Raw genomic sequence first — 19,146 nt, 5'->3', positions numbered from 1 at the left:
CTTGCATTCAATCGAGCTCGATCTGCGCGTCGAAAACGCTGACCGCCGGCCCCGTCATGAGGACCGGTTCGCCCCGACCATCCCAGGCGATGCTCAGCGGCCCGCCGCGGGTCTCGACCCGCACAGGGCTGTCGAGCAAGCCTCTCAGAATACCAGCGACGACCGCAGCGCATGCGCCGGTCCCACAGGCCAGCGTCTCACCCGCACCGCGTTCATAGACCCGGAGGCGGATGGCATGCGCATCGACCACCTGCATGAATCCGGCGTTCACCCGCGCCGGGAAACGCGGATGGGATTCGATCGCCGGGCCGAGCACCTCGACAGGCGCGGAATCAACGTCGGCAACCACCTGCACCGCGTGGGGATTGCCCATGCTCACGGCAGTGACGGGAACTACCTCGTCGCCCACCTGCAGCGGCTGCACGACGGCATCGGAGGCGGAATCAAAGGGAATGCGCGCTGGATCGAGCACCGGGACGCCCATATCGACCGTCACCTGACCATCGTCCTCAAGCCGGGGCTCGATGATGCCCGACCGGGTCTCAACACGAATTTTCCGCTTCCCGGTGAGCCCTTTATCGTGGACGAAGCGCACGAAACAGCGGGCGCCATTGCCGCACTGCTCGACCTCCCCCCCATCGGCATTGAAGATGCGATACCGGAAATCAACGCCTGATTGCGTCGCCGGTTCAACCACCAGCAGCTGGTCACACCCGACGCCGAAATGCCGGTCCGCAAGAAAACGCACGCGCTCAGGCGACAGATCAACGGTCTGGGTGACGGCATCGATGACGACGAAGTCGTTGCCGAGGCCATGCATCTTGGTAAAACTCAGGCGCATCTTTGAAGCATCTCGCGGTCGTGGGCCGAAGCCGGTTCAGGTCGTGGAATTGTCGCCCAGCAATGGCAGGCCGTCCACCGGAGTGCGCCCGGACACTACAATGAACGCTTTGCGCCCAGGACGCCAACCTCCGACATGTCTCGATGGCCACTTTCCGCCCGGATCATGGGTACGCTGGGTGCCCTGTGCCTGTGCGCCGGGCTTGCGTTGCTCGCCGGTCTCGGCACTACGCTGCATCCGCTGCTGGACAACGCCGGGGCCGGATTGGCAATCCTTGTTTCAGGCATCGCGCTGATCGGCAGCGCCGCATTCCCGGTGGTGATTGCCCGCCTCATGGCGCGCGACGAGGATGCCGCGTCCGGAGATCAATAGACGCCCGGCTCGCCGGGCGGGCGTGTCTTGAAGCGGCGGTGAACCCAGTAGTACTGCGCGGGGCGTTTGCGCACTTCCGCCTCGATCCACTCATTCATCCGCAGTACATCGGCGCGGGCGTCCTCCCCCGGATAGTCTTCCCAGGGCTCGCCGAAACGCGCGACGTAGCCGGCGCTGCCCGGCAGCATTTCCATCACCACCGGCACAACACGTGCCCGCGCCATCTTCGCCAGACGCGGCAAGCCTTCAATGGTGGCCGCCTGAACACCGAAGAACGGGACGAAGATGGACTCCCTGGGGCCAAAGTCCATGTCCGGCAGATAGTAGAACGGACGCCCACCGCGCATCTCCTTGATCACCCGGCGAAGACTGTCATGACGCGAGAGCAGGACCTGATTGCCAAAACGGGAACGGCCATGCCGAAGATAGCGATCGATCAGCGCATCTTTTTGCTTCGCATACATGATCACGGTATCAAGGTGCAGCCCGACACCGGCGCCCGCCAGATCCATCCCCAGGAAATGCGGCACCAGAAGAATGACGTTTTCCTGATTGTCGAGCAGGGCCTTGACCCGCTCGATGCCCTCGACCTGCGCGATGCGAGCGACCCGCTCGGGGACGCCCCACCACTGGATCCCGCGTTCGAGCAGGCTTCTGCCGAGAAGTCTGAAATGCTCCCGGCACAAGGCACGCCGGTCACCCTCACTCAGTTCCGGAAAACAGAGACCGATATTGACCGAAGCGATGTGCCGTCGTCGTTTCGCCAGTAAGTAAAGCAAGGACCCGAAACCATGGCCTATCGGCACCAGCAGGCGCAGCGGCAACCAGTGAAGCAACCACAGGGCCCCGACGAACAGGCGCGTCAAAGCGAGCCCTCCGGCGGCGGCACACCCCGTGGGCGGCGATAGCGATGGTAGCCCCACAGATACTGCGTCGGGCACTGGAGAATCAGGCGCTCCATTTCGCGATTGATGGCATGGGCGCGCGCTTCGGTATCCCCCTCCAGCGGCGTGCCGGGCGGGGAGACGTGGATGTGAAACCCCTTGCCGCCAGGCAGGCGCTCGGCCCAGATGCTGATGACACGCACGTGGCCGACCTCGGACAGTCGGGCAGCGAGCGTCATTGTCCACGCAGGCCGCCCGAAAAAGTGCGACCAGATGCCCTCACCCTCGTCGGGTGCCTGGTCCGGCAGCATGCCGATAGCCTCGTGCTGCCGCAATGCCCGAATCAGTTTTCTCACGCCTTTCACGTTGGCCGGCGCCATTGACATCATGGCCCGCTGACGCCCGATCTCGATCATTGGCACCAGCCCCTCGAAGTTGGGCGGGCGATAGAGAACCGTAATCGGCCGCTTCTCCGCGATGTACTGTGCGGTGATTTCGAAGCACCCCAGGTGCGGGGTCAGGAAGAGCAGGCCCTCACCCGCCGCCTCCGCCGCCTCGACGTGCTCCCAGCCGGAGACAGCGACGACTTTCTCAAGAACCTGAGCGTAGGGACGTAAGAGAATCCACGGTAACTCAAGGGATTGCTTTCCTGCGCCTGTCACCGCCTGGCCGAGCATCGACTTCATCTGTTCGTCGCCCACAGCAAGTGCCAGATTGGCTCGCAAGCGTCGCCGGTATTTGGGTGAACTCCAGTAGGCAATCCAGCCCAAGGCGGCCCCGAGTCGATGTACCCAGGACAGCGGCAAGGCGGCAATGAGGCGTGAAATCTTGAGGGTCAGCACGACGCGTTTATACCCGATTGCCGCGTCGTTGGGGTACCGGCATGAGCGCCGATGTTGCATCGCCGACACCCAGGATTGAAAACACACTTTGTCGGCGTATAATTGCCCGATTACCGCCGAGTTAAAGACAACTTGCAGGGCGGCGCACCCGAGTCGGGTCAAATACTGCTAAAGCGTCGCCGCTCGAGAAATCCCCGGAGCCGGCTTCGCCGGAAAACAACGGGGATTTTTTATTGGAGCGAGCAACCATGGCCAACGAATTCCTCTTTACCTCGGAATCTGTGTCCGAGGGCCACCCCGACAAAGTCGCCGACCAGGTGTCGGACAGCATCCTCGACGCCATTCTGGCCGAAGATCCCAATGGCCGCGTGGCCTGCGAGACACTGGTCTCGACCGGTCTGGTGGTCATCTCCGGCGAAATCACCACATCGGCGCACATCAATTACCGCGAGATCGCGCAAGAGGCGATCCGCCGCATCGGTTACAACGACTCGGACATCGGCTTCGACTACAAGTCCTGCGCCATCCTCACGGCCATCAACCGCCAGTCCGCCGATATCGCGGCGGGCGTCAATGAGGGCGAGGGTATCGATCTGGACCAGGGCGCCGGCGACCAGGGTCTGATGTTCGGCTATGCCTGCAACGAGACGCCGAGCCTGATGCCACTGCCGATCTACTACGCCCACCGCATCATGCAGCGCCAGGCCGAGCTGCGGAAGGATGGCCGCCTGCCCTGGCTGCGCCCCGACGCCAAAGCCCAGCTGACCGTCAAGTACGTGGACGGCAAGCCGGTCGGCATCGACGCCGTGGTGGTCTCCACCCAGCACTCGCCGGACATCGAACACAAGGCGCTGACCGAAGCCGTCATCGAGGAAGTGGTCAAGCCCGTGCTGCCCAAAGAGTTGCTCGGCGACAACGTCAAGTACTTCATCAACCCGACCGGCCGTTTCGTGGTCGGTGGCCCGCACGGCGATTGTGGCCTGACCGGCCGCAAGATCATCGTCGACACCTACGGTGGCGCGGCCCACCATGGTGGTGGCGCGTTCTCCGGCAAGGACCCGTCCAAGGTGGACCGTTCCGCCGCCTACGCCGGTCGTTACGTGGCGAAGAACATCGTCGCCGCAGGGCTGGCCGACAAGTGTGAAGTCCAGGTGGCGTACGCCATCGGCGTCTCCCAGCCGGTCTCGCTCATGGTCAACACCTTCGGCACCGGCAAGATCGACGAAGCGAAAATCGAAGCGCTGGTGCGCGACATCTTCGACCTGCGCCCGAAAGGCATCGTTCACACGCTCGACCTGCTGCGCCCGATCTACACCAAGACCGCCGCCTACGGACACTTTGGTCGCGACGAGCCGGAATTCACCTGGGAAGCCACCGACAAGGCCGAGGCCTTGCGCGCTGGCGCCGGTCTCTGAGCAAACCGTTTTTTACGCCCACAGAAAAGCCCGCGCTCCTGCGGGCTTTTTTCATTGTGTCTCCGCATAGAGGCAATTTCTGTCTTGACAGAAATTACTGCAAGACTAAACTTCGCTCATGGAACTCAAACCGGTCACACAACGATTCATCGTCCACTGGGGCGAAATGGGCTCGCGCTGGGGCGTCAACCGCACCGTCGCGCAGATTCATGCCCTGCTCTACCTTGCCGGCCGCCCCATGCACGCCGAAGAGATCCAGGAGACCCTGGGCGTGGCGCGCTCGAATGTCAGCAACAGCCTCAAGGAGTTGCAGTCATGGCGATTGGTCAAGGTGGTGCACCAGCTGGGCGATCGGCGTGACCATTTCGAGACCTCCACCGATGTCTGGGAACTGTTCAAGCTGATCGTCGAAGGCCGCCGGCAGCGCGAGATCGATCCGACCATCGGCGTGCTGCGTGAATGCCTGGCCAACCCAGAATTGGCCAAGGAAGATGAAGGCGCGCAGACCCGCATACGAGAGACGCTGGAGTTCATCGAGACCATGAACACCTGGGTGGACGAGATGATGCGCCTGCAGCCTGAGACGCTGATGAAGACACTGGGTGTCGGCGCAAAAATCAGCCGGACCTTGCGCAAACCCGGCAAGTGATCTGACAGAAATACCGGCGGAGCACGCTCCGCCAATTTTTGGCACCGTTATTTCTGTTTATACAGAAATTACATACACGGAGAGAAAAAATGAGTATCTACCCCCTGACCATTTTCTACGACGGTGACTGCCCGGTATGCGCCGTTGAGATCAACATGCTCCGCCGACGCTGCACCGATGGATCCTTGCGCTTCGAGGACATTCGCGCTGCGCACTTCGATTCCGCCGCCCTCAACGTGTCGATTGACACCCTCGACGCGCGCATTCATGCGCAGCGGGCTGACGGCGTGATGATCGAAGGGCCTGAGGTGTTTGCGCTGGCGTACAGGGCCGTTGGCCTGGACATGCTCGCCAGGCTGATCACCTGGCCGCCGCTGGCGCCTCTCACCCATTGGCTGTACTCGCGCTTTGCCCGCCACAGGCACCGTCTCGGGCGCTGTGTGGGGCCACTGCTGGCATGGCGCGCTCGACGCCAGCGGGCGCGGAACCTGGCGATGTGTTCAGAACACTGTGCGCCGCCGCCCCCACAACGCGGAGAAGAACAGCCATGAAGATCCTGATCTGCGGGGCCAACGGCTTCATTGGCCGTGCGCTGTCATCTCACCTGTCGGCCGCCGGTCACACCATTGTTCGCGGCGTTCGCGCACCTGCAATGTCCGGCGACATCGCCATCGATTACGAACGTGATCTCGATTCGACCGCCTGGGTCGGGCGTCTGAGCGGCGTCGACGCGGTCATCAACGCGGTCGGCGTGCTGACCGCAACCCCGGCTCGTTTCGATCGCATCCACAGCGCGGCGCCCATTGCGTTGTTCGACGCCTGCCGCGCGGCGGGTGTCGGCAAAGTGATCCAGGTGTCAGCGCTGGGCGTCGACGGCGGCCAAACCGCGTACTTTCGGTCGAAAGCGGCGGCGGATGCCCATCTGGCAAGCTTGCCCCTCGAGCGCTACGTGGTCCGCCCCGCACTGATCTACGGCCCCAGCGGGACGTCGGCGCGTTTCTTTCGCGCGCTGGCCAGCCTGCCCGTGCAATGCCTGCCCGGCGGCGGCCTCCAGCGCCTGCAGCCGATCCACATCGACGATCTGTGCACATGCATCCAGCGACTGCTCGAGGCGCCGGCCAGACAGGCGCGAGTGCTCGAACTGGCCGGGGACCACGTCGTGACCTGGAAAGACATGATCTCAAGCTACCGGGCACAGATGCGCTTTCCGCCTGCCCTCCAGATCCGTGTCCCCGCTGCGCTCATGAGCCTGAGTGCCCGGCTGCTTCAGCACCTGCCCGGCGCGCTGCTCACCCCGGACACCTGGCACATGCTGTCGCGTCACAACGTCGCCACATTCAACGCCGCGCCCGCGCTGCTGGGCCGAGAACCGGCCCGTGTCGACCAGTTCATTTCGGCGGCCGACGCACCGACCGCGCGTGCGCAGGCGCTGTCCGCCTGGCGTCCACTGCTCTGGCGCGGGTCACTTGCGTTCATCTGGCTCGCCACCGCCTGGGTCAGCGCGTTCGTGTATCCGGAGCAACTCAGCCTGGACCTGCTCGCCGCCGTGGGCCTGAGCGGCCAGACGGCCAGGTTCGCGCTGTATGGCGCAGCCACGCTCGACGCACTCCTGGGCATTGCGACGCTGTGGCGCCCCGGACGACGACTCTGGTGGGCCCAGATGGGCCTGATCATGGGCTACTCCATGATCATTGCCCTGGCACTACCGGCCTACCTCGCTCACCCCTTCGGTCCGATTCTCAAGAATGTCGCGATTCTCGCGCTCCTGCTCACGCTCTTGTCCGAGGAGACCACCAAATGAACACCTACCTGCTCATCAAGACCATCCACATCATCTCCTCGGTGCTCATGGTGGGCACCGGCTTCGGCTCCGCCTTCTATCTGTTCTTCACCCACCGGATCGGCAACGTGCGCTCGATTGCCGATGTATCCAGACTGGTCGTGCTTGCCGACTGGTGGTTCACCACGCCCACCGTCATCATCCAGCCGCTCAGCGGGCTGTGGCTTGCCCACGAGGCAGGCTGGCCACTGGATACGTCATGGATCGCACTGTCGCTCGGCCTGTACGCCCTTGCCGGCGCCTGCTGGTTACCGGTGGTCTGGCTGCAGATCCGTATGGAGAAAATGGCCGCCTCGGCCGCAACCGCCAACGCGCCTTTGCCAAGTATCTATTGGCAGTGCGCGCGACGGTGGGAGTGGCTGGGCTACCCGGCGTTCATTGCCATGGTGGTCGTCTTCGGGCTGATGGTGATCAAACCCACGCTCGGGTAAATATCGTCCCCTGTCCGGGCACCTGTCAGGCGCCCAGAAAAAAGCCCGCCGTGAAGGCGGGCTTTTTTTGACGCCTCAGGCGCGTCGCCGGGCGACAAAGCCGAGCATACCGAGCCCGGCGAGCATCATCGCCCAGCCTGACGCCTCAGGCACTGCGGTCACCGGCAAGCCGGCTGGCAGGAAAAGGGAAGCGTGTGAGAGTCCGGGCCCCGCCAGCCCATTGCCTTTTGCCACGCCCAGCGTGTCGTAGCTCAGCGAAGCAATGCCGGCAGCGCCGCCATCGAACAGGTAAAGGCTGTACGTCGGCCCGCCCTTGATGCCAAGCACGAATGCGCCGGTGATCAACTGATCGAAGTACAGCGTACCGGAGGTTTTGAAGCCGTCATCAGCAAACGGCCCGGCATCCATTGAATCGGTCGACCCCGTCAGGACGAAACTGCCATAGCCGTCGAAGGTGGCGACACTGGTTTGGCCCGGAGCGATGTTGCCGGTCACCACCCCCTGACAGGCTACGTAACCGAAACTGCCGGTCAGCGCAGAGGAATCCTCGCATGACACATCGGCAAGCGCGGGGGTGGCCGCCGTGGAGAGCAGGGCAACGGCACCCAGGGTTCTGAGCACATTATTCATCTTCGACGACTCCATGTTGTGTTGACCTCATGCATGCGACCAAGGCGGTCGATACAGGTTCGCTGCAATGCAGCATATCAAGACAAAAGCCTCACCCCGCGGACTTTTGCCACAATGTCATGGACGTGCCACAAGGGTTAACCGAACTGGCGCCACCCAATGCCGTCAGAGACAATCCCACCCTTCGCGCACCCCGCCCAGCACATGCTCCGTTTCTACCCCCTGCTGTTTGTCCTGCTCTGGAGCACCGGCTTCATCGGCGCCAAATACGGCCTGCCTTTCAGTGAGCCGCTGACCTTCCTGAGCATCCGGTACGCCCTGGTCATCGCACTCATGGGCGCGGTGGCCGTCATTGCACGCGCGCCCTGGCCGAAAGACGCACGCACCGTCGTGCACATCGGCATCACCGGGCTGCTGGTCCACGGGGTCTATCTGGGTGGCGTCTTCACCGCCATCAAGCATGGCCTGCCGGCGGGCATCACCAGCCTGGTGGTGGGCATGCAGCCGCTGTTGACCGCCGTGGGTGCGGGCTGGCTGCTGCGCGAGCGGATCAGCCGCTGGCAATGGCTCGGGCTGCTCCTCGGCTTTGTCGGGGTCGCACTCGTGGTCGCCGGGCGCGCGCGGTTGGATACCGTCGCGGCCGACACGCTGGTGCATATGCTTTGGCCCGCGCTGGCTGCGCTGCTGGGGATCACGATGGGCACGCTCTACCAGAAGCGCTATTGCCCCAGTTTCGATCTGCGCACGGGGTCCGTTGTGCAGTTCGTGCCCACCCTGATCGTGACCGCTCTGTTGGCGAGTGCCACCGAAACCATGGAAGTGCAGTGGAGCGGACCGTTCGTTTTTGCCCTGCTGTGGCTGGTGCTGGTGCTCTCTCTGGGCGCCATCAGCCTGCTGAACCTGCTGATCCGCTCGGGCAGCGCCACCCACGTGGCCAGCCTGTTCTACCTCACACCGCCGGTGACGGCGCTGATGGCCTGGGCGCTGTTCGACGAGCGTCTGTCCACGATGGCCATGATCGGCATGGGGATCGCCGTGACCGGGGTGTGGCTGGCGCGTCGCAAATAGACATGGCGCGAACGGATACGCGCGCAGGCAGTCTGTCTTTGCAGGAGGACTCCCCATGGTGTTGCGTATCATACGTCGCTGTCTGCTCGCGGCCACGCTGACCGTCACGACGCTCGGCACAGTACTGGCTCAACCGGAGCTCATCGCCCCCCTGCACAGAGGGGATCTGGTGATCCTGATTCGCCACACGGCCACCGAACCGGGGCTGGGCGATCCCCCCGACTTCTCGCTTGACGATTGCAGCACCCAGCGCAACCTGTCCGCGCAGGGGCGCGAGCAGGCCCGCAAGCTCGGCGTCTGGTTCGAGGCCCAGCGAATTCCGGTCGGCGAAGTGCGCACCAGCCAATGGTGTCGCTGCGTGGATACGGCCGAACTCGCCTTCGGCAGCCGGCACCCGGTCGAGCCATGGCCGGCGATCAACTCCTTCTTTCAGGATCGCGGGAGCGAAGCGGCCGCCACACGTGACGCGCTGGCATCGCTGGCCACCCCGGTGAAAGGCAATCGCGTCTGGGTGACGCATCAGGTGAACATCACCGCGCTCACGGGCATTTTCCCGGCCATGGGCGAGATGGTCATCGCCCGCCCGGTCGCTCACGGCGACGGCTACCGGCTTGAGGCGGTCGGCCGCATCAAGCCCGACCGCATGCTAGCGGATGCGCAGTTGCCCGAATTCGCGCGATGAGGGCTCCACATCACTGCGTTCGCCGATGCCGTAAGGCGGCTCGGGGGTCGTCGGCGGCGCACTGATCACGTTCAGATCCACGGCCTGAGGCGAACCGACGATGCCCTCATCGGTGATGCTCATCTTGTAGATGATGCCGTTCCACAGACGCGCGCCGAACTCGGCCGGATTCTTGTGCAGGAAGAGAAAGGCATGCTCCAGCCAGACCAGGTCATCAGGGGTGACGCTCTTCGGGTTCTTGTACGGATAAGGCACATGGCAGAACACCTCGTCCCGGCCGGTGATGCACTTGAATTCCTTCATGGACAGGAAGTAGTCCTGATAGGCCTTGTGCTCCGGCTTGAACGTGAAGCCGATACGCTCGCCCGCCGGCTTGAATTCAATGTCGCCCAGCGTCACCGTCGAGCCATCCTGGCGCACCAGTTCCACCGCATGCGTGCCGGCCAGGTCCCAGGCCATGGCCGGCATGCATGCCATGCTGCTCAGGGCCAGCGCCAGTGCAGCGCCCGTGCGTTTGATTGTCATCCTTCGCCTCTCTCTTCCGATGGGTCGTCTCAGGGCGACCTTTGCCCCCACTATGCGTGAGACCGGCGCAGATGGCAAAACCTGACATGCCCGGACGCATCGATCGCGACCGGGCATTACAATGACCCTTGAATCATCCACCGGAGATGCCCCCATGCTGATGTCCACCACCCCCACCTTCGAAGGCCGCCCCATCAAGCAATACCTGGGCGTGGTCAATGGCGAATCGATCATCGGCGCCAACATCTTCAAGGACATGTTCGCCGCCGTGCGCAACGTGGTGGGCGGCCGGGCCGGTGCCTACGAGAGCACCCTAGCCGACGCCCGCGAAATCGCCATGCGCGAAGCCCAGGAGGCGGCACAGAAGCTCGGTGCCAACGCCATCGTCGGCATCGATGTGGATTATGAAGTCCTCGGTGCCGACAACGGCATGCTCATGGTGTGCGTGAGCGGCACCGCCGTCGTCGTCTGAGGCACGACCCAACGATGCTCCGACGCGACCATATCCGTCTGATGGCGGACTACAACCAGTGGATGAACAGCCGTCTGCTCGAAGCGGCGGCGTCGCTGGATGCGGCGGCACTATCCGCAGACCGTGGAGCCTTCTTCGGCTCCATTCTCGGCTCGCTCAACCATCTGCTGGTGGCCGACATCCTGTGGCTCAAGCGCTTTGCCACTCACCCCACCGGTTTCATGGCACTCGCCCCGGTGCAGCAGATGCCCGACCCGAGCGCACTCGACCAGATCCTGTGCCCGACGCTCGACGAAGTGCGCGCCTTGCGGAACACGCTCGACGCCACCATTCTCGACTGGTCGAAGACACTCACCGAATCCGACCTGGACGTGGCGCTGGCCTACAAGAGCACCAAGGGCGTGCCAGCCACGCGCAACTTCTTCGCCCTGCTCACCCACTTCTTCAATCACCAGACCCACCATCGCGGCCAGATCACCACCCTGCTCTCGCAGGCGGGCGTGGACATGGGCGTGACCGACCTGCTGTGGCGCATCCCCAACCTGGACGAGGCGCCGTGAGCGGCACGGCTTCCGGCATCACCGCCACCCGCATTCTCGGGCTCGACCCGGGCCTGCGGGTGACCGGCTTTGGCGTCATCGACGTCCTCGGCCAGCAGAAGCGCTACGTGGCCAGCGGCTGCATCAAGACGAAAGACGGCGAACTGCCCGGCCGCCTCAAGACCCTGCTCGATGGCGTGCGCGAAGTCATCGCCACCTACGCGCCCGATCAGGTGGCGGTGGAGAAGGTGTTCGTGAACGTGAACCCGCAATCGACCCTGCTCCTCGGCCAGGCGCGCGGTGCGGTCATCTGCGGCGCCGTCTCCTGCGATCTGCCGGTGCTCGAATACACCGCACTGCAGGTCAAGCAGGCGGTGGTCGGCAACGGCAAGGCGCACAAGGATCAGGTGCAGCACATGGTTCAGCGTCTGCTGGACCTGTCGGCCGCGCCTCAGGCCGACGCCGCCGACGCGCTGGCCTGTGCCATCTGCCATGCCCACGGCGGCATGGGGCTGGGTGCGATGGCCACGGCTGGCATGCGGCGCCGGGGTGGGCGGCTGGTGGGATGACGAGGCAGGATCGATGAAACGGCCCACACCATCACAGGAAGATGTGCAACGCGCACACGTCCATTCATCGAATCATCGAAACGAGATCGTTGCCAGTGCGATCTGCGGTTGTTTTCACTGCAAGCAGACTTTCGCCCCAAGCGAGATCATCGAGTGGATTGACGAGGACAGTGAGGGCGTCGGTCAATGCGCCATGTGCCCGAGATGTGGCATCGACAGCGTCATCGGCTCGGCGTCAGGCTTTCCGATCAACACCGCGTTTTTGAGCGCGATGAGTCGTTTCTGGTTCTAGATCAGGCCACTGCGCCTTCGAAAATCATCCATATTCCAGGGTGGGCCGTGAATTTCCTTCACCCCCCTGACCAAAACCCTTCGCTTGTCGCCGCGCCCCCGCGCTGACTACCATGAAAGTTCATAACCATAACGACAGTCGAAGTGAGGAGACGCTGAACATGTCGAACGAAACCACCGGGGCCCGACCCCGGGTCGGATTGTTTGCCACCTGCCTGATGAATGCCATGCGGCCCAATATCGGCTTCGCTGCTGCCAAGCTGCTCGAAGACGCCGGCTGCGAGGTGCATGTGCCGCCCACCCAGACCTGTTGCGGCCAGCCCGGCTACAACAGCGGCGACTATGACGGCGCCCGTGCGCTGGCCAAGCAGGTCATTGCCGCCTTCGAAGGCTTCGATTACATCGTCGGCCCCTCCGGCTCGTGCATGGCCACCATCCGCCACGACTACCCGGATCTGTTCGCCGACATGGCCGACTGGCGGGCCCGTGCCGAAGCGATGGCCGCCAAGTCCTTTGAGCTGCTGTCCTTCCTCACCGACGTGATGGGCGTCACCGAAGTCGATGCCCGCTACGAAGGCTCGGTCACCTATCACGACTCCTGTTCCGGTCTGCGCAGTCTGGGCGTCAAGGGCCAGCCGCGCCAGTTGCTCGGCAGCGTTCAGGGGCTGGAGCTGCGCGAGATGGCCGACACCGACGTGTGTTGCGGCTTCGGCGGTACCTTCTGCGTGAAGTACCCGGAAATCTCCGAAAAGATCGCTGACGACAAGATCGCCAATGCCGACGCCACCGGCGCCACCACCCTGCTCGGCGGCGACCTGGGCTGCCTGCTGCATCTGGCCGGTCGCATGCGCCGGCGCGGGCTGCCGGTGAAGGTCTATCACACCGCCGAAGTGCTCGCCGGACTGGCCGACGGGCCGGGCATCGGCGACGCGCCGGTCAAGGGCTGAGGAGAGACGCCATGGAATTCCGTTCTGCCGAATTCAAGGGCCGCGCTGTCCACGCCCTGCACGACACCGAACTGCAAAAAGCCCTGGGCAACGCCAAGGGCGGCTTCATCGACAAGCGCCGCATTCAGGTGGAGGCCCTGCCCGAGTTCGAGGCCCTGCGCGACACCGCCCGTGACATCAAGAACCATGTGCTCGAGCACCTCGACCACTATCTTGAAAAATACGAAGCCGCAGTGACCGCCGCCGGCGGCCATGTGCACTGGGCGGCCGATGCAGAAGAAGCCCGCCGCATCATCCTCGACATCTGCCGCAAGGCCGGCGCCAAGCGCGTCACCAAGGGCAAGTCGATGGTCTCGGAAGAGATCGACCTCAACGAAGCCCTCATCAAGGAAGGCTACGACGTGGTCGAGACCGACCTGGGCGAGTACATCATCCAGCTCGCCGAGGAGCCGCCCTCCCACATCATCGCCCCGGCGGTGCACAAGACCAAGAAGCAGGTCTCTGACCTGTTCGAAGAACACCACAAGCTCCCCCGCAAGGAGACCGTACCCGAACTGGTCGGCGAAGCGCGCCAGATGCTGCGCGAAAAATACTTCACCGCCGAAGTGGGCATCACCGGCGGCAACTTCCTGGTGGCCGAAACCGGCTCGTCGGTCATCGTCACCAACGAAGGCAATGGCGACCTCACCCAGACGCTGGCCAAGGTGCATATCGTCACCAGCGGCATCGAGCGCGTCATCCCAACGCTGGACGACGTCTCCGTGTTCCTGCGCATCCTCGCCCGCAGCGCCACTGGCCAAGACACCGAGTGCTATACCACCTACTCGACCGGTCCGCGCCGCGAAGGCGATGTGGACGGACCCGAGGAATACCACGTGGTGCTGGTGGACAACGGCCGCTCGAAAATGCTCGGCACGCGCTTCCAGGACATGCTCCGCTGCATCCGCTGCGGTGCATGCATGAACCACTGCCCGGTGTATGGCTCCATCGGCGGCCACGCCTACGGCTGGGTGTATCCGGGCCCGATGGGCTCCATCCTCACCCCGCTCATCAAGGGCATGGACGGCAGCTACGATCTGCCCAACGCCTGCACACTCAACGGCCGCTGCGGCACCGTGTGCCCGGTGCGCATCCCCCTGCCCGACCTGTTGCGCGAAGTGCGACATAAACAATGGCGGCGCGACCAGACGCCCAAGCGTCAGAAGCAGGCGCTCAAGCTCTGGCGCTATGTGGCCGAGCGACCGAAGCTCTACCACTTTGCCGAGCGCCTCGGCGTGCGCATCCTCGCCTCCATGGCCAACGGCGAAGGCAAATTGCGCTCGCTCCCGTTCGACAAGGGCTGGACCAGCACCCGCGACCTGCCGGCCCCGACCGGCCGCACCTTCCTCGAACTGTGGCAAGCCAAGCGGGGTGAGCAATGAGCAGCCGTGACACCATCCTGAACGCCGTGCGCCAGGGCCTCGGCCGTGGTCCGCTCGACGAAGCCACCGTGCGCAAACTCGACGAGCGCAGCGCCAACCCGCCCCGCCACATTCGCCCGCCGGTGGACGACGAAGATCTCGTCGCGCGTTTTTGCGAGCGCATCGAATCCCGCTCGGGCACGACCTCGCGCCTCAAGGCGCTCGACGCCGTCCCGGCCGCCGTCGCGGCCCTGGCCGAGAAACATGGCCTGCCTCACGCCGCCGCCGTCGGCAACGCACTCGCCTCACTGAGCTGGCCAGAAGGCTGGTCCATTGAACATGGCGCTGCCGGTATCGACACCGCCCTGGGCGTGTCCATGGCCTGGCGCGCCATCGCCGAAACCGGCGCGGTGATGATGCACTCCGGCCCGGACAGCCCGATCACCCACAACTTCGTGCCGGAAACCCACGTGGTCGTGGTGCCGGTGGAGCGCATCGTGCGGTATTACGAAGACTGCTGGGTCGCCCTGCGCGAGGCCGGCAAGGGCGCGCCGCGGGCGATGAACTTCATCTCCGGGCCGTCGCGGACGGCGGATGTGGAGCAGACCATTGAGCTGGGGGCTCATGGGCCGAGGCGGATGCATTTGCTGGTTGTGGGGTGATCGCGTTCGCGATGCGATAGTGGCTTAGCCGGACCACTTAGCATTTCGTGGCGGGTTGGATTTTCGCCCTGAAGGGCGACCTACTTTCTTGAGCGCAAGAAAGTAGGCAAAGAGACGCATCCCGCTTTTCGTGGCCCTGCGGGCTACCCTCGCTGCCCGAACGCTCGGCAGGCGGTTTCGCAAACTCGCCCCTGCGGGGCTCAGACAGCGAAACCGCTTTTTCTGCCGGTCGTCCGGACGACTCGGCACGACAGAGGGATTGGCGTGTGCCGGGCTGAAGCTCCTTTCTGATCTCGACGGATGAACCCGGCGTCGGTTCACTCGGTCGAGCGACGGATCTCACCGGATTGGCACATCCGGAGTGCCCTCGGTCGCGCCAATCGACAAGCGCCGGGGGCGGATTAACGGGCTTCGCTGTCTGAGCCCGCAGGGCGAGTTGGCGAAGCACGCCGCCCACAGGGTTTGACGATTGGGCATCGCCGCCAGGCGACGCGATCGTGGGCTATGCTTCTTTGCTTACTTTCTTGCACAAGCAAGAAAGTGAGGCGCCCGCCGGGGCGAAACCCGGCCAATGCCGGTTTGTGCCTGAACGATCTCACGCATGAGTTCAGGGTTGAGTCGGAACACCATTCCAAGCTTGTGACGCCGCTGGTTTCGCCCTGAAGAGCGACCTACTTTCTTGACGCGCAAGAAAGTAGGTAAAGAGACGCATCCCGCTTCCCGTGGCCCTTCTTACTTCAAGCGCCGACGACCTGCCGCGACAACGCCAAGACCCGCGAGGAACATGCCCAAAGCTTCAGGTTCCGGCACGGCGCTCACTGTCAGGAACGCTGCGTCCAAGTATGCATCGTTGTTTGACCCGTCATCCCTGATTCCAACAAATTCAAAATGGATTGTCCGGGTTCCAGGCAAAATCTGACCTTCTCCACTTTGCTCTACCCATGTGTTGTTTGAGTAGAACGGAGTCAACTGGAAGCCGCCGATCTCGTCTGGCTCATCACTCACGAGAGCAAGAGTGATGTATCCATGGTCGGTCTGAGTATGCCAGCCGGATTGAAAACCACCGAAGCTTACAATCAGTTGCCCAGAGTCAATCGCCTCTGCGCTGAAGCCTGCCCCTAGCAGATCGATATCCTGCCAGACCGAATAAAGCGATGTACTGTCGCCGTACAGGTAGTTGTCACCTTCGTAGGCCAAGGGGTCGGCGGTGCGAATTGCCGCGTTTCCCATCGATTCCCATCCCAGCAATCCATCCTCGAACCCCCCATTGACAAGAAGGTTGTCGGCTGCATGGGCGCCCAATCCGCTGACTGCCAAGACTCCCATTAGCATCCACTGCTTCATGACTCGAACTCCAAAAAATACTAAATGACTAAAGCATAGACGCATTTTCTTTGGAAATCATAGCGTGAGGGAAACTTCTTCGAGTTCGGCGGGGCGAGTCGCGGCCAATGAACGCTACGCTAAGCGCTGACCCTACGCGCGCCCCAATCTGCCCCGCGTCGCCAGCGCAAAACCCATCACATCCCGAAGAAACTCCGAACTATCGGCCGCAAATGCCGAATACTGCTCCCGCAGCTCTACCCCACACCCGACAAACGCCTCCGGCCGACTCAGCCGCGAGGCAATCCGGTCCAGCGCATATTCAATCGTCCCTGCATCCGCGTAGGACGTCAGCCAGTCCGTCTCACTCATGCGCATGACCACCCGATGCGATGCCTCGGGCATGCGGTGGATGTGGTCGCGGAGCAGCGCGTACTGGCGGGCCGCAAACACCGGCAGCGGCTCATCGGCGTGATAGTCAGCCCAGTTCGCTGCCAGAAAATGGTCGTAGAACATGTCGACCATGACGCCGCCAAAGCGGCGGCGTGCGTCACTAACCCGGGCGCGGGAGCGCTGGAAGGCCGGATGCTCGTCGGCGAAGCGGTCGATGGCGCGGTGCAGTTCGGCGCCACGGGCAATATCGTCCGGCAAGCCCGCCGGCAACGGGCCCTTGACGAAATCCCCCGCGACGGCGCCCAGGCGCATGGCTTCGTCGGGCCCGGCGAGCCACAGGTGGGCAAGGAAATTCATGACGCGAATTCCTCACGCAGCCAGTCGACGAATTCGAGCACTTCCGGTCGCGCCATCCGGGCGCTGTCACAGGTCACGTAATAGCTGTGCGGCGGCACGGCGGTGACATCGCTGATCGGAACGAGGCGGCCGGCCTCGATCCACTGGGCGGCGAGCCGCCGCGAACACAGCGCCACGCCAAGCCCCACGCTGGCCGCTTCGAGCAACATGCCCAGGTCGTTGAAGGAGGCGCCGCGGTCCGGCTCGGGCAGGTTGAGGCCGGCGGCCTGGAACCAGGGCGCCCAGGGCAGCAAGGGGGTGCGCAGCAAGGGGGCCTTGGCCAGATCCGCGGCTTCGCCCAGCCCCCATTCGGCAACCATGCCGGGCGCGGCCAGCGGGCCGATGGCTTCATCGAAGAGGCGATGGGCGACGCCGGAGAGGTTGGCCCCATCGCTCCAGATGATGCTCACATCCACCGGTTCGTCGTGCGCGGCGGCGAGCGAGTTGGTCACGTGAACTTCAAGATCCAGATCGGGGCGCGTGGCCAGGTAGGCAGGCAGGCGCGGCATGAACAGCTGGCGCGCAAACGTGGGCGGAATCGAGACCCGCAGCCGCGCCCGGGCGGGTGATCCGTCGCCGGGCCGGGCCAGCGAGACAAAGGCTTCGCGCACACGCGCCAGGTACATGCGCCCCGACGTGGTCAGTTTCACGCCCGTGGGTGTGCGCTCGAACAGCTGCATGTCGAGCTGACGCTCGAGCTGGCGGATGCGATGGCTGACCGCACTGGGCGTGACGCATAACTCGTCCGCCGCCGGGGCAAAGCCGCCCAGGCGCGCAGCCGCCTCGAAGGCAGCCAGCGCATGCATGGGCGGAACACGGCGAAAGAGCGGCGGATCACTGGGCATGCGGCATCCGGATATCGATGGGGAGCCACCCATTGTCGGCGAGCATGTCGACCGCGGGCAAGTGTCGTCGCGGTTCAGCCTCTGCGTGCGGTCACCCAGCGAAAGAGCATGGGCGCGCCCAGGGTCAGCACGATGACGCGAACCGTGTGACATACCGTGACCAGCGCCACGCCCAGATGAAGCACCTTGGCGGTGATGCACATCTCGGCCACGCCACCGGGCGCTGCCGCCAGCGTCAGTGTCGGCCAATCCATGTCGAACAGCGGCGCGATCCCCACGCCCAGCGCCCCGGAAATGACCACGGCCAGTGCGGAGGCCACCGTCGTGGCCACCAGAAAGCGCGGCGCGGCGCGGAAGAATCCGGGGGAAAACCGGCAACCCAGTGAGCAGCCGATGAGCATCTGTCCGCCAAGCACCACGACCGGCGGCAGGGCCGACAGCGACATGCCGGACGCGGTGGCCAGCCCCACGCCGAGGATCGGACCGATCACCCAGGCATTCCCCACCCGCAGCACCCCGAGCGCGGCGGCCCCTGCGAGCCCCAGCGCCACAAGCCATGGCAGGCCGGACGGATCGACCGCCTGACGCGCGGTGGCCACATCGATCTGATGGCCCTCGGCCCCCACCCAGGTCAGCCCGAGCGGAATCACCGCCACCACGATCATGACCCGCAAGGCATGCGCGGCAGCGATCCGGTCGATGGCGCCGCCGAAGCGCTCGGCCAGCACGGCCATTTCCGACGCGCCGCCCGGCAGCGCCGAGAAGAACGCCGTATTGATGTCCACGCCGCTCAGCCGGCGCACCACCACGGTGTTGAGCAGCCCCACCACCACCGCGCCCAGGGTGGTCATGGCCACGACCGGCAGGTGTGCAGCCAGAAAGCTGACCGTCTCGGGCGTGAAGTACAGGCCGAGCGCGGTACCGATCACCCACTGACCCGCCTGGCGTCCGCCACGCACCGGGGCGATATGCACACCGCGAATGCGCAGCAGCGCAACCGCCCACAAGGGGCCGATCATCCACGGCAGAGGCAGGTGGATCGCGGTGGCAATGCCGCCAGCCAGCAGGCACACGAGAACGCCCAGCATGACCGGCCAGGCACCGGTCCGGAGTTGAAGCATGTCGTTCAC

At 64.2% G+C, this 19,146-nt stretch carries 24 protein-coding genes; 15 read left to right on the top strand and 9 right to left on the bottom strand.

The annotated features are described in order from the left end of the window. Positions 1 to 7: 7 nt before the first annotated feature. The gene (dapF, locus tag J0W34_RS03090) at positions 8 to 841 is read right to left on the bottom strand and encodes a diaminopimelate epimerase (RefSeq protein WP_230970653.1); all 834 of its coding nucleotides are present in this window, start codon (positions 839 to 841) and stop codon (positions 8 to 10) included. 135 nt (positions 842 to 976) lie between these two features. On the opposite strand from dapF, the gene J0W34_RS03085 reads away from it, so the two are divergent. Continuing rightward, the gene (locus J0W34_RS03085; RefSeq protein ID WP_230970652.1) at positions 977 to 1,213 is read left to right on the top strand and encodes a hypothetical protein; all 237 of its coding nucleotides are present in this window, start codon (positions 977 to 979) and stop codon (positions 1,211 to 1,213) included. On the opposite strand, the gene J0W34_RS03080 is transcribed toward J0W34_RS03085, so the two are convergent. Together J0W34_RS03080 and J0W34_RS03075 are read right to left on the bottom strand one after the other, a co-directional pair. Beyond that, positions 1,207 to 2,079 (bottom strand): lysophospholipid acyltransferase family protein, encoded by an 873-nt coding sequence (locus tag J0W34_RS03080; RefSeq protein WP_230970651.1) that lies wholly within the window; start codon positions 2,077 to 2,079, stop codon positions 1,207 to 1,209. The genes J0W34_RS03085 and J0W34_RS03080 overlap by 7 nt on opposite strands. Then, positions 2,076 to 2,939: a lysophospholipid acyltransferase family protein gene (locus J0W34_RS03075; RefSeq protein ID WP_321573652.1), complete on the bottom strand. Its 864-nt coding sequence runs from the start codon at positions 2,937 to 2,939 to the stop codon at positions 2,076 to 2,078. The genes J0W34_RS03080 and J0W34_RS03075 overlap by 4 nt, the downstream gene beginning before the upstream one ends. Before the next feature lie 248 nt (positions 2,940 to 3,187). On the opposite strand from J0W34_RS03075, the gene metK reads away from it, so the two are divergent. From metK to J0W34_RS03050, 5 genes are all read left to right on the top strand, one after another. Next, entirely contained in the window at positions 3,188 to 4,354 is a 1,167-nt protein-coding gene (metK, locus tag J0W34_RS03070) for a methionine adenosyltransferase (protein WP_227815556.1), read from the top strand. Positions 4,355 to 4,472: 118 nt separating this feature from the next. After that, positions 4,473 to 5,003, top strand: a complete 531-nt coding sequence (locus J0W34_RS03065; protein WP_230970650.1) for a GbsR/MarR family transcriptional regulator — start codon at positions 4,473 to 4,475, stop codon at positions 5,001 to 5,003. 89 nt (positions 5,004 to 5,092) lie between these two features. Next, on the top strand, positions 5,093 to 5,554 hold the full coding sequence (locus tag J0W34_RS03060) for a thiol-disulfide oxidoreductase DCC family protein (RefSeq protein ID WP_230970649.1): 462 nt from the start codon (positions 5,093 to 5,095) through the stop codon (positions 5,552 to 5,554). Continuing rightward, positions 5,551 to 6,804: an SDR family oxidoreductase gene (locus tag J0W34_RS03055; protein WP_230970648.1), complete on the top strand. Its 1,254-nt coding sequence runs from the start codon at positions 5,551 to 5,553 to the stop codon at positions 6,802 to 6,804. Before J0W34_RS03060 ends, J0W34_RS03055 begins: the two co-directional genes overlap by 4 nt. Next, the gene (locus J0W34_RS03050) at positions 6,801 to 7,274 is read left to right on the top strand and encodes a DUF2269 family protein (RefSeq protein WP_230970647.1); all 474 of its coding nucleotides are present in this window, start codon (positions 6,801 to 6,803) and stop codon (positions 7,272 to 7,274) included. The genes J0W34_RS03055 and J0W34_RS03050 overlap by 4 nt, the downstream gene beginning before the upstream one ends. Before the next feature lie 75 nt (positions 7,275 to 7,349). Here J0W34_RS03050 and J0W34_RS03045 read toward each other — a convergent pair whose 3' ends face one another. Continuing rightward, entirely contained in the window at positions 7,350 to 7,904 is a 555-nt protein-coding gene (locus tag J0W34_RS03045; protein WP_230970646.1) for a PEP-CTERM sorting domain-containing protein, read from the bottom strand. Between the two features lie 204 nt (positions 7,905 to 8,108). Between J0W34_RS03045 and J0W34_RS03040 the strand changes: the two genes are divergently transcribed. Both J0W34_RS03040 and J0W34_RS03035 read left to right on the top strand, forming a co-directional pair. Next, positions 8,109 to 8,972 carry a DMT family transporter gene (locus J0W34_RS03040; RefSeq protein WP_230970645.1) on the top strand — a complete coding sequence of 288 codons (864 nt, stop codon included), beginning with the start codon at positions 8,109 to 8,111 and terminating at the stop codon, positions 8,970 to 8,972. Between the two features lie 55 nt (positions 8,973 to 9,027). Further along, positions 9,028 to 9,654: a histidine phosphatase family protein gene (locus tag J0W34_RS03035; RefSeq protein ID WP_230970644.1), complete on the top strand. Its 627-nt coding sequence runs from the start codon at positions 9,028 to 9,030 to the stop codon at positions 9,652 to 9,654. On the opposite strand, the gene J0W34_RS03030 is transcribed toward J0W34_RS03035, so the two are convergent. Continuing rightward, the gene (locus J0W34_RS03030; protein ID WP_230970643.1) at positions 9,619 to 10,179 is read right to left on the bottom strand and encodes a hypothetical protein; all 561 of its coding nucleotides are present in this window, start codon (positions 10,177 to 10,179) and stop codon (positions 9,619 to 9,621) included. The two genes, J0W34_RS03035 and J0W34_RS03030, sit on opposite strands and share 36 nt — an antisense overlap. A gap of 154 nt (positions 10,180 to 10,333) precedes the next feature. On the opposite strand from J0W34_RS03030, the gene J0W34_RS03025 reads away from it, so the two are divergent. From J0W34_RS03025 to J0W34_RS02995, 7 genes are all read left to right on the top strand, one after another. Further along, positions 10,334 to 10,651 carry a heavy metal-binding domain-containing protein gene (locus tag J0W34_RS03025; protein WP_230970642.1) on the top strand — a complete coding sequence of 106 codons (318 nt, stop codon included), beginning with the start codon at positions 10,334 to 10,336 and terminating at the stop codon, positions 10,649 to 10,651. 14 nt (positions 10,652 to 10,665) lie between these two features. Further along, positions 10,666 to 11,211, top strand: a complete 546-nt coding sequence (locus J0W34_RS03020) for a DinB family protein (RefSeq protein WP_230970641.1) — start codon at positions 10,666 to 10,668, stop codon at positions 11,209 to 11,211. Beyond that, entirely contained in the window at positions 11,208 to 11,759 is a 552-nt protein-coding gene (gene ruvC / locus J0W34_RS03015; protein WP_230970640.1) for a crossover junction endodeoxyribonuclease RuvC, read from the top strand. Before J0W34_RS03020 ends, ruvC begins: the two co-directional genes overlap by 4 nt. A 13-nt stretch (positions 11,760 to 11,772) precedes the next feature. Continuing rightward, the gene (locus J0W34_RS03010) at positions 11,773 to 12,051 is read left to right on the top strand and encodes a hypothetical protein (protein WP_230970639.1); all 279 of its coding nucleotides are present in this window, start codon (positions 11,773 to 11,775) and stop codon (positions 12,049 to 12,051) included. 160 nt (positions 12,052 to 12,211) lie between these two features. Further along, the gene (locus J0W34_RS03005; RefSeq protein WP_230970638.1) at positions 12,212 to 12,997 is read left to right on the top strand and encodes a (Fe-S)-binding protein; all 786 of its coding nucleotides are present in this window, start codon (positions 12,212 to 12,214) and stop codon (positions 12,995 to 12,997) included. An 11-nt stretch (positions 12,998 to 13,008) separates the two neighbouring features. Continuing rightward, positions 13,009 to 14,418 carry a LutB/LldF family L-lactate oxidation iron-sulfur protein gene (locus tag J0W34_RS03000; RefSeq protein ID WP_230970637.1) on the top strand — a complete coding sequence of 470 codons (1,410 nt, stop codon included), beginning with the start codon at positions 13,009 to 13,011 and terminating at the stop codon, positions 14,416 to 14,418. Next, complete coding sequence (locus tag J0W34_RS02995; protein WP_230970636.1) at positions 14,415 to 15,059, top strand: LutC/YkgG family protein; 645 nt, start codon at positions 14,415 to 14,417, stop codon at positions 15,057 to 15,059. Before J0W34_RS03000 ends, J0W34_RS02995 begins: the two co-directional genes overlap by 4 nt. 732 nt (positions 15,060 to 15,791) lie before the next feature. Here the strand turns inward: J0W34_RS02995 and J0W34_RS02990 are convergent. From J0W34_RS02990 to J0W34_RS02975, 4 genes are all read right to left on the bottom strand, one after another. Beyond that, positions 15,792 to 16,403, bottom strand: a complete 612-nt coding sequence (locus J0W34_RS02990; protein WP_227815541.1) for a PEP-CTERM sorting domain-containing protein — start codon at positions 16,401 to 16,403, stop codon at positions 15,792 to 15,794. 132 nt (positions 16,404 to 16,535) lie between these two features. Continuing rightward, positions 16,536 to 17,132: an acyl carrier protein phosphodiesterase gene (locus J0W34_RS02985; RefSeq protein ID WP_227815540.1), complete on the bottom strand. Its 597-nt coding sequence runs from the start codon at positions 17,130 to 17,132 to the stop codon at positions 16,536 to 16,538. Then, on the bottom strand, positions 17,129 to 18,016 hold the full coding sequence (locus tag J0W34_RS02980; RefSeq protein WP_230970635.1) for a LysR substrate-binding domain-containing protein: 888 nt from the start codon (positions 18,014 to 18,016) through the stop codon (positions 17,129 to 17,131). Before J0W34_RS02980 ends, J0W34_RS02985 begins: the two co-directional genes overlap by 4 nt. A gap of 74 nt (positions 18,017 to 18,090) precedes the next feature. Continuing rightward, on the bottom strand, positions 18,091 to 19,137 hold the full coding sequence (locus J0W34_RS02975) for an AbrB family transcriptional regulator (protein ID WP_230970634.1): 1,047 nt from the start codon (positions 19,135 to 19,137) through the stop codon (positions 18,091 to 18,093). Positions 19,138 to 19,146 lie beyond the last annotated feature (9 nt).

It is taken from the genome of Nitrogeniibacter aestuarii, assembly GCF_017309585.1.
Classification (GTDB): domain Bacteria; phylum Pseudomonadota; class Gammaproteobacteria; order Burkholderiales; family Rhodocyclaceae; genus Nitrogeniibacter; species Nitrogeniibacter aestuarii.
This window is presented reverse-complemented; position numbering and strand designations above follow the sequence as displayed.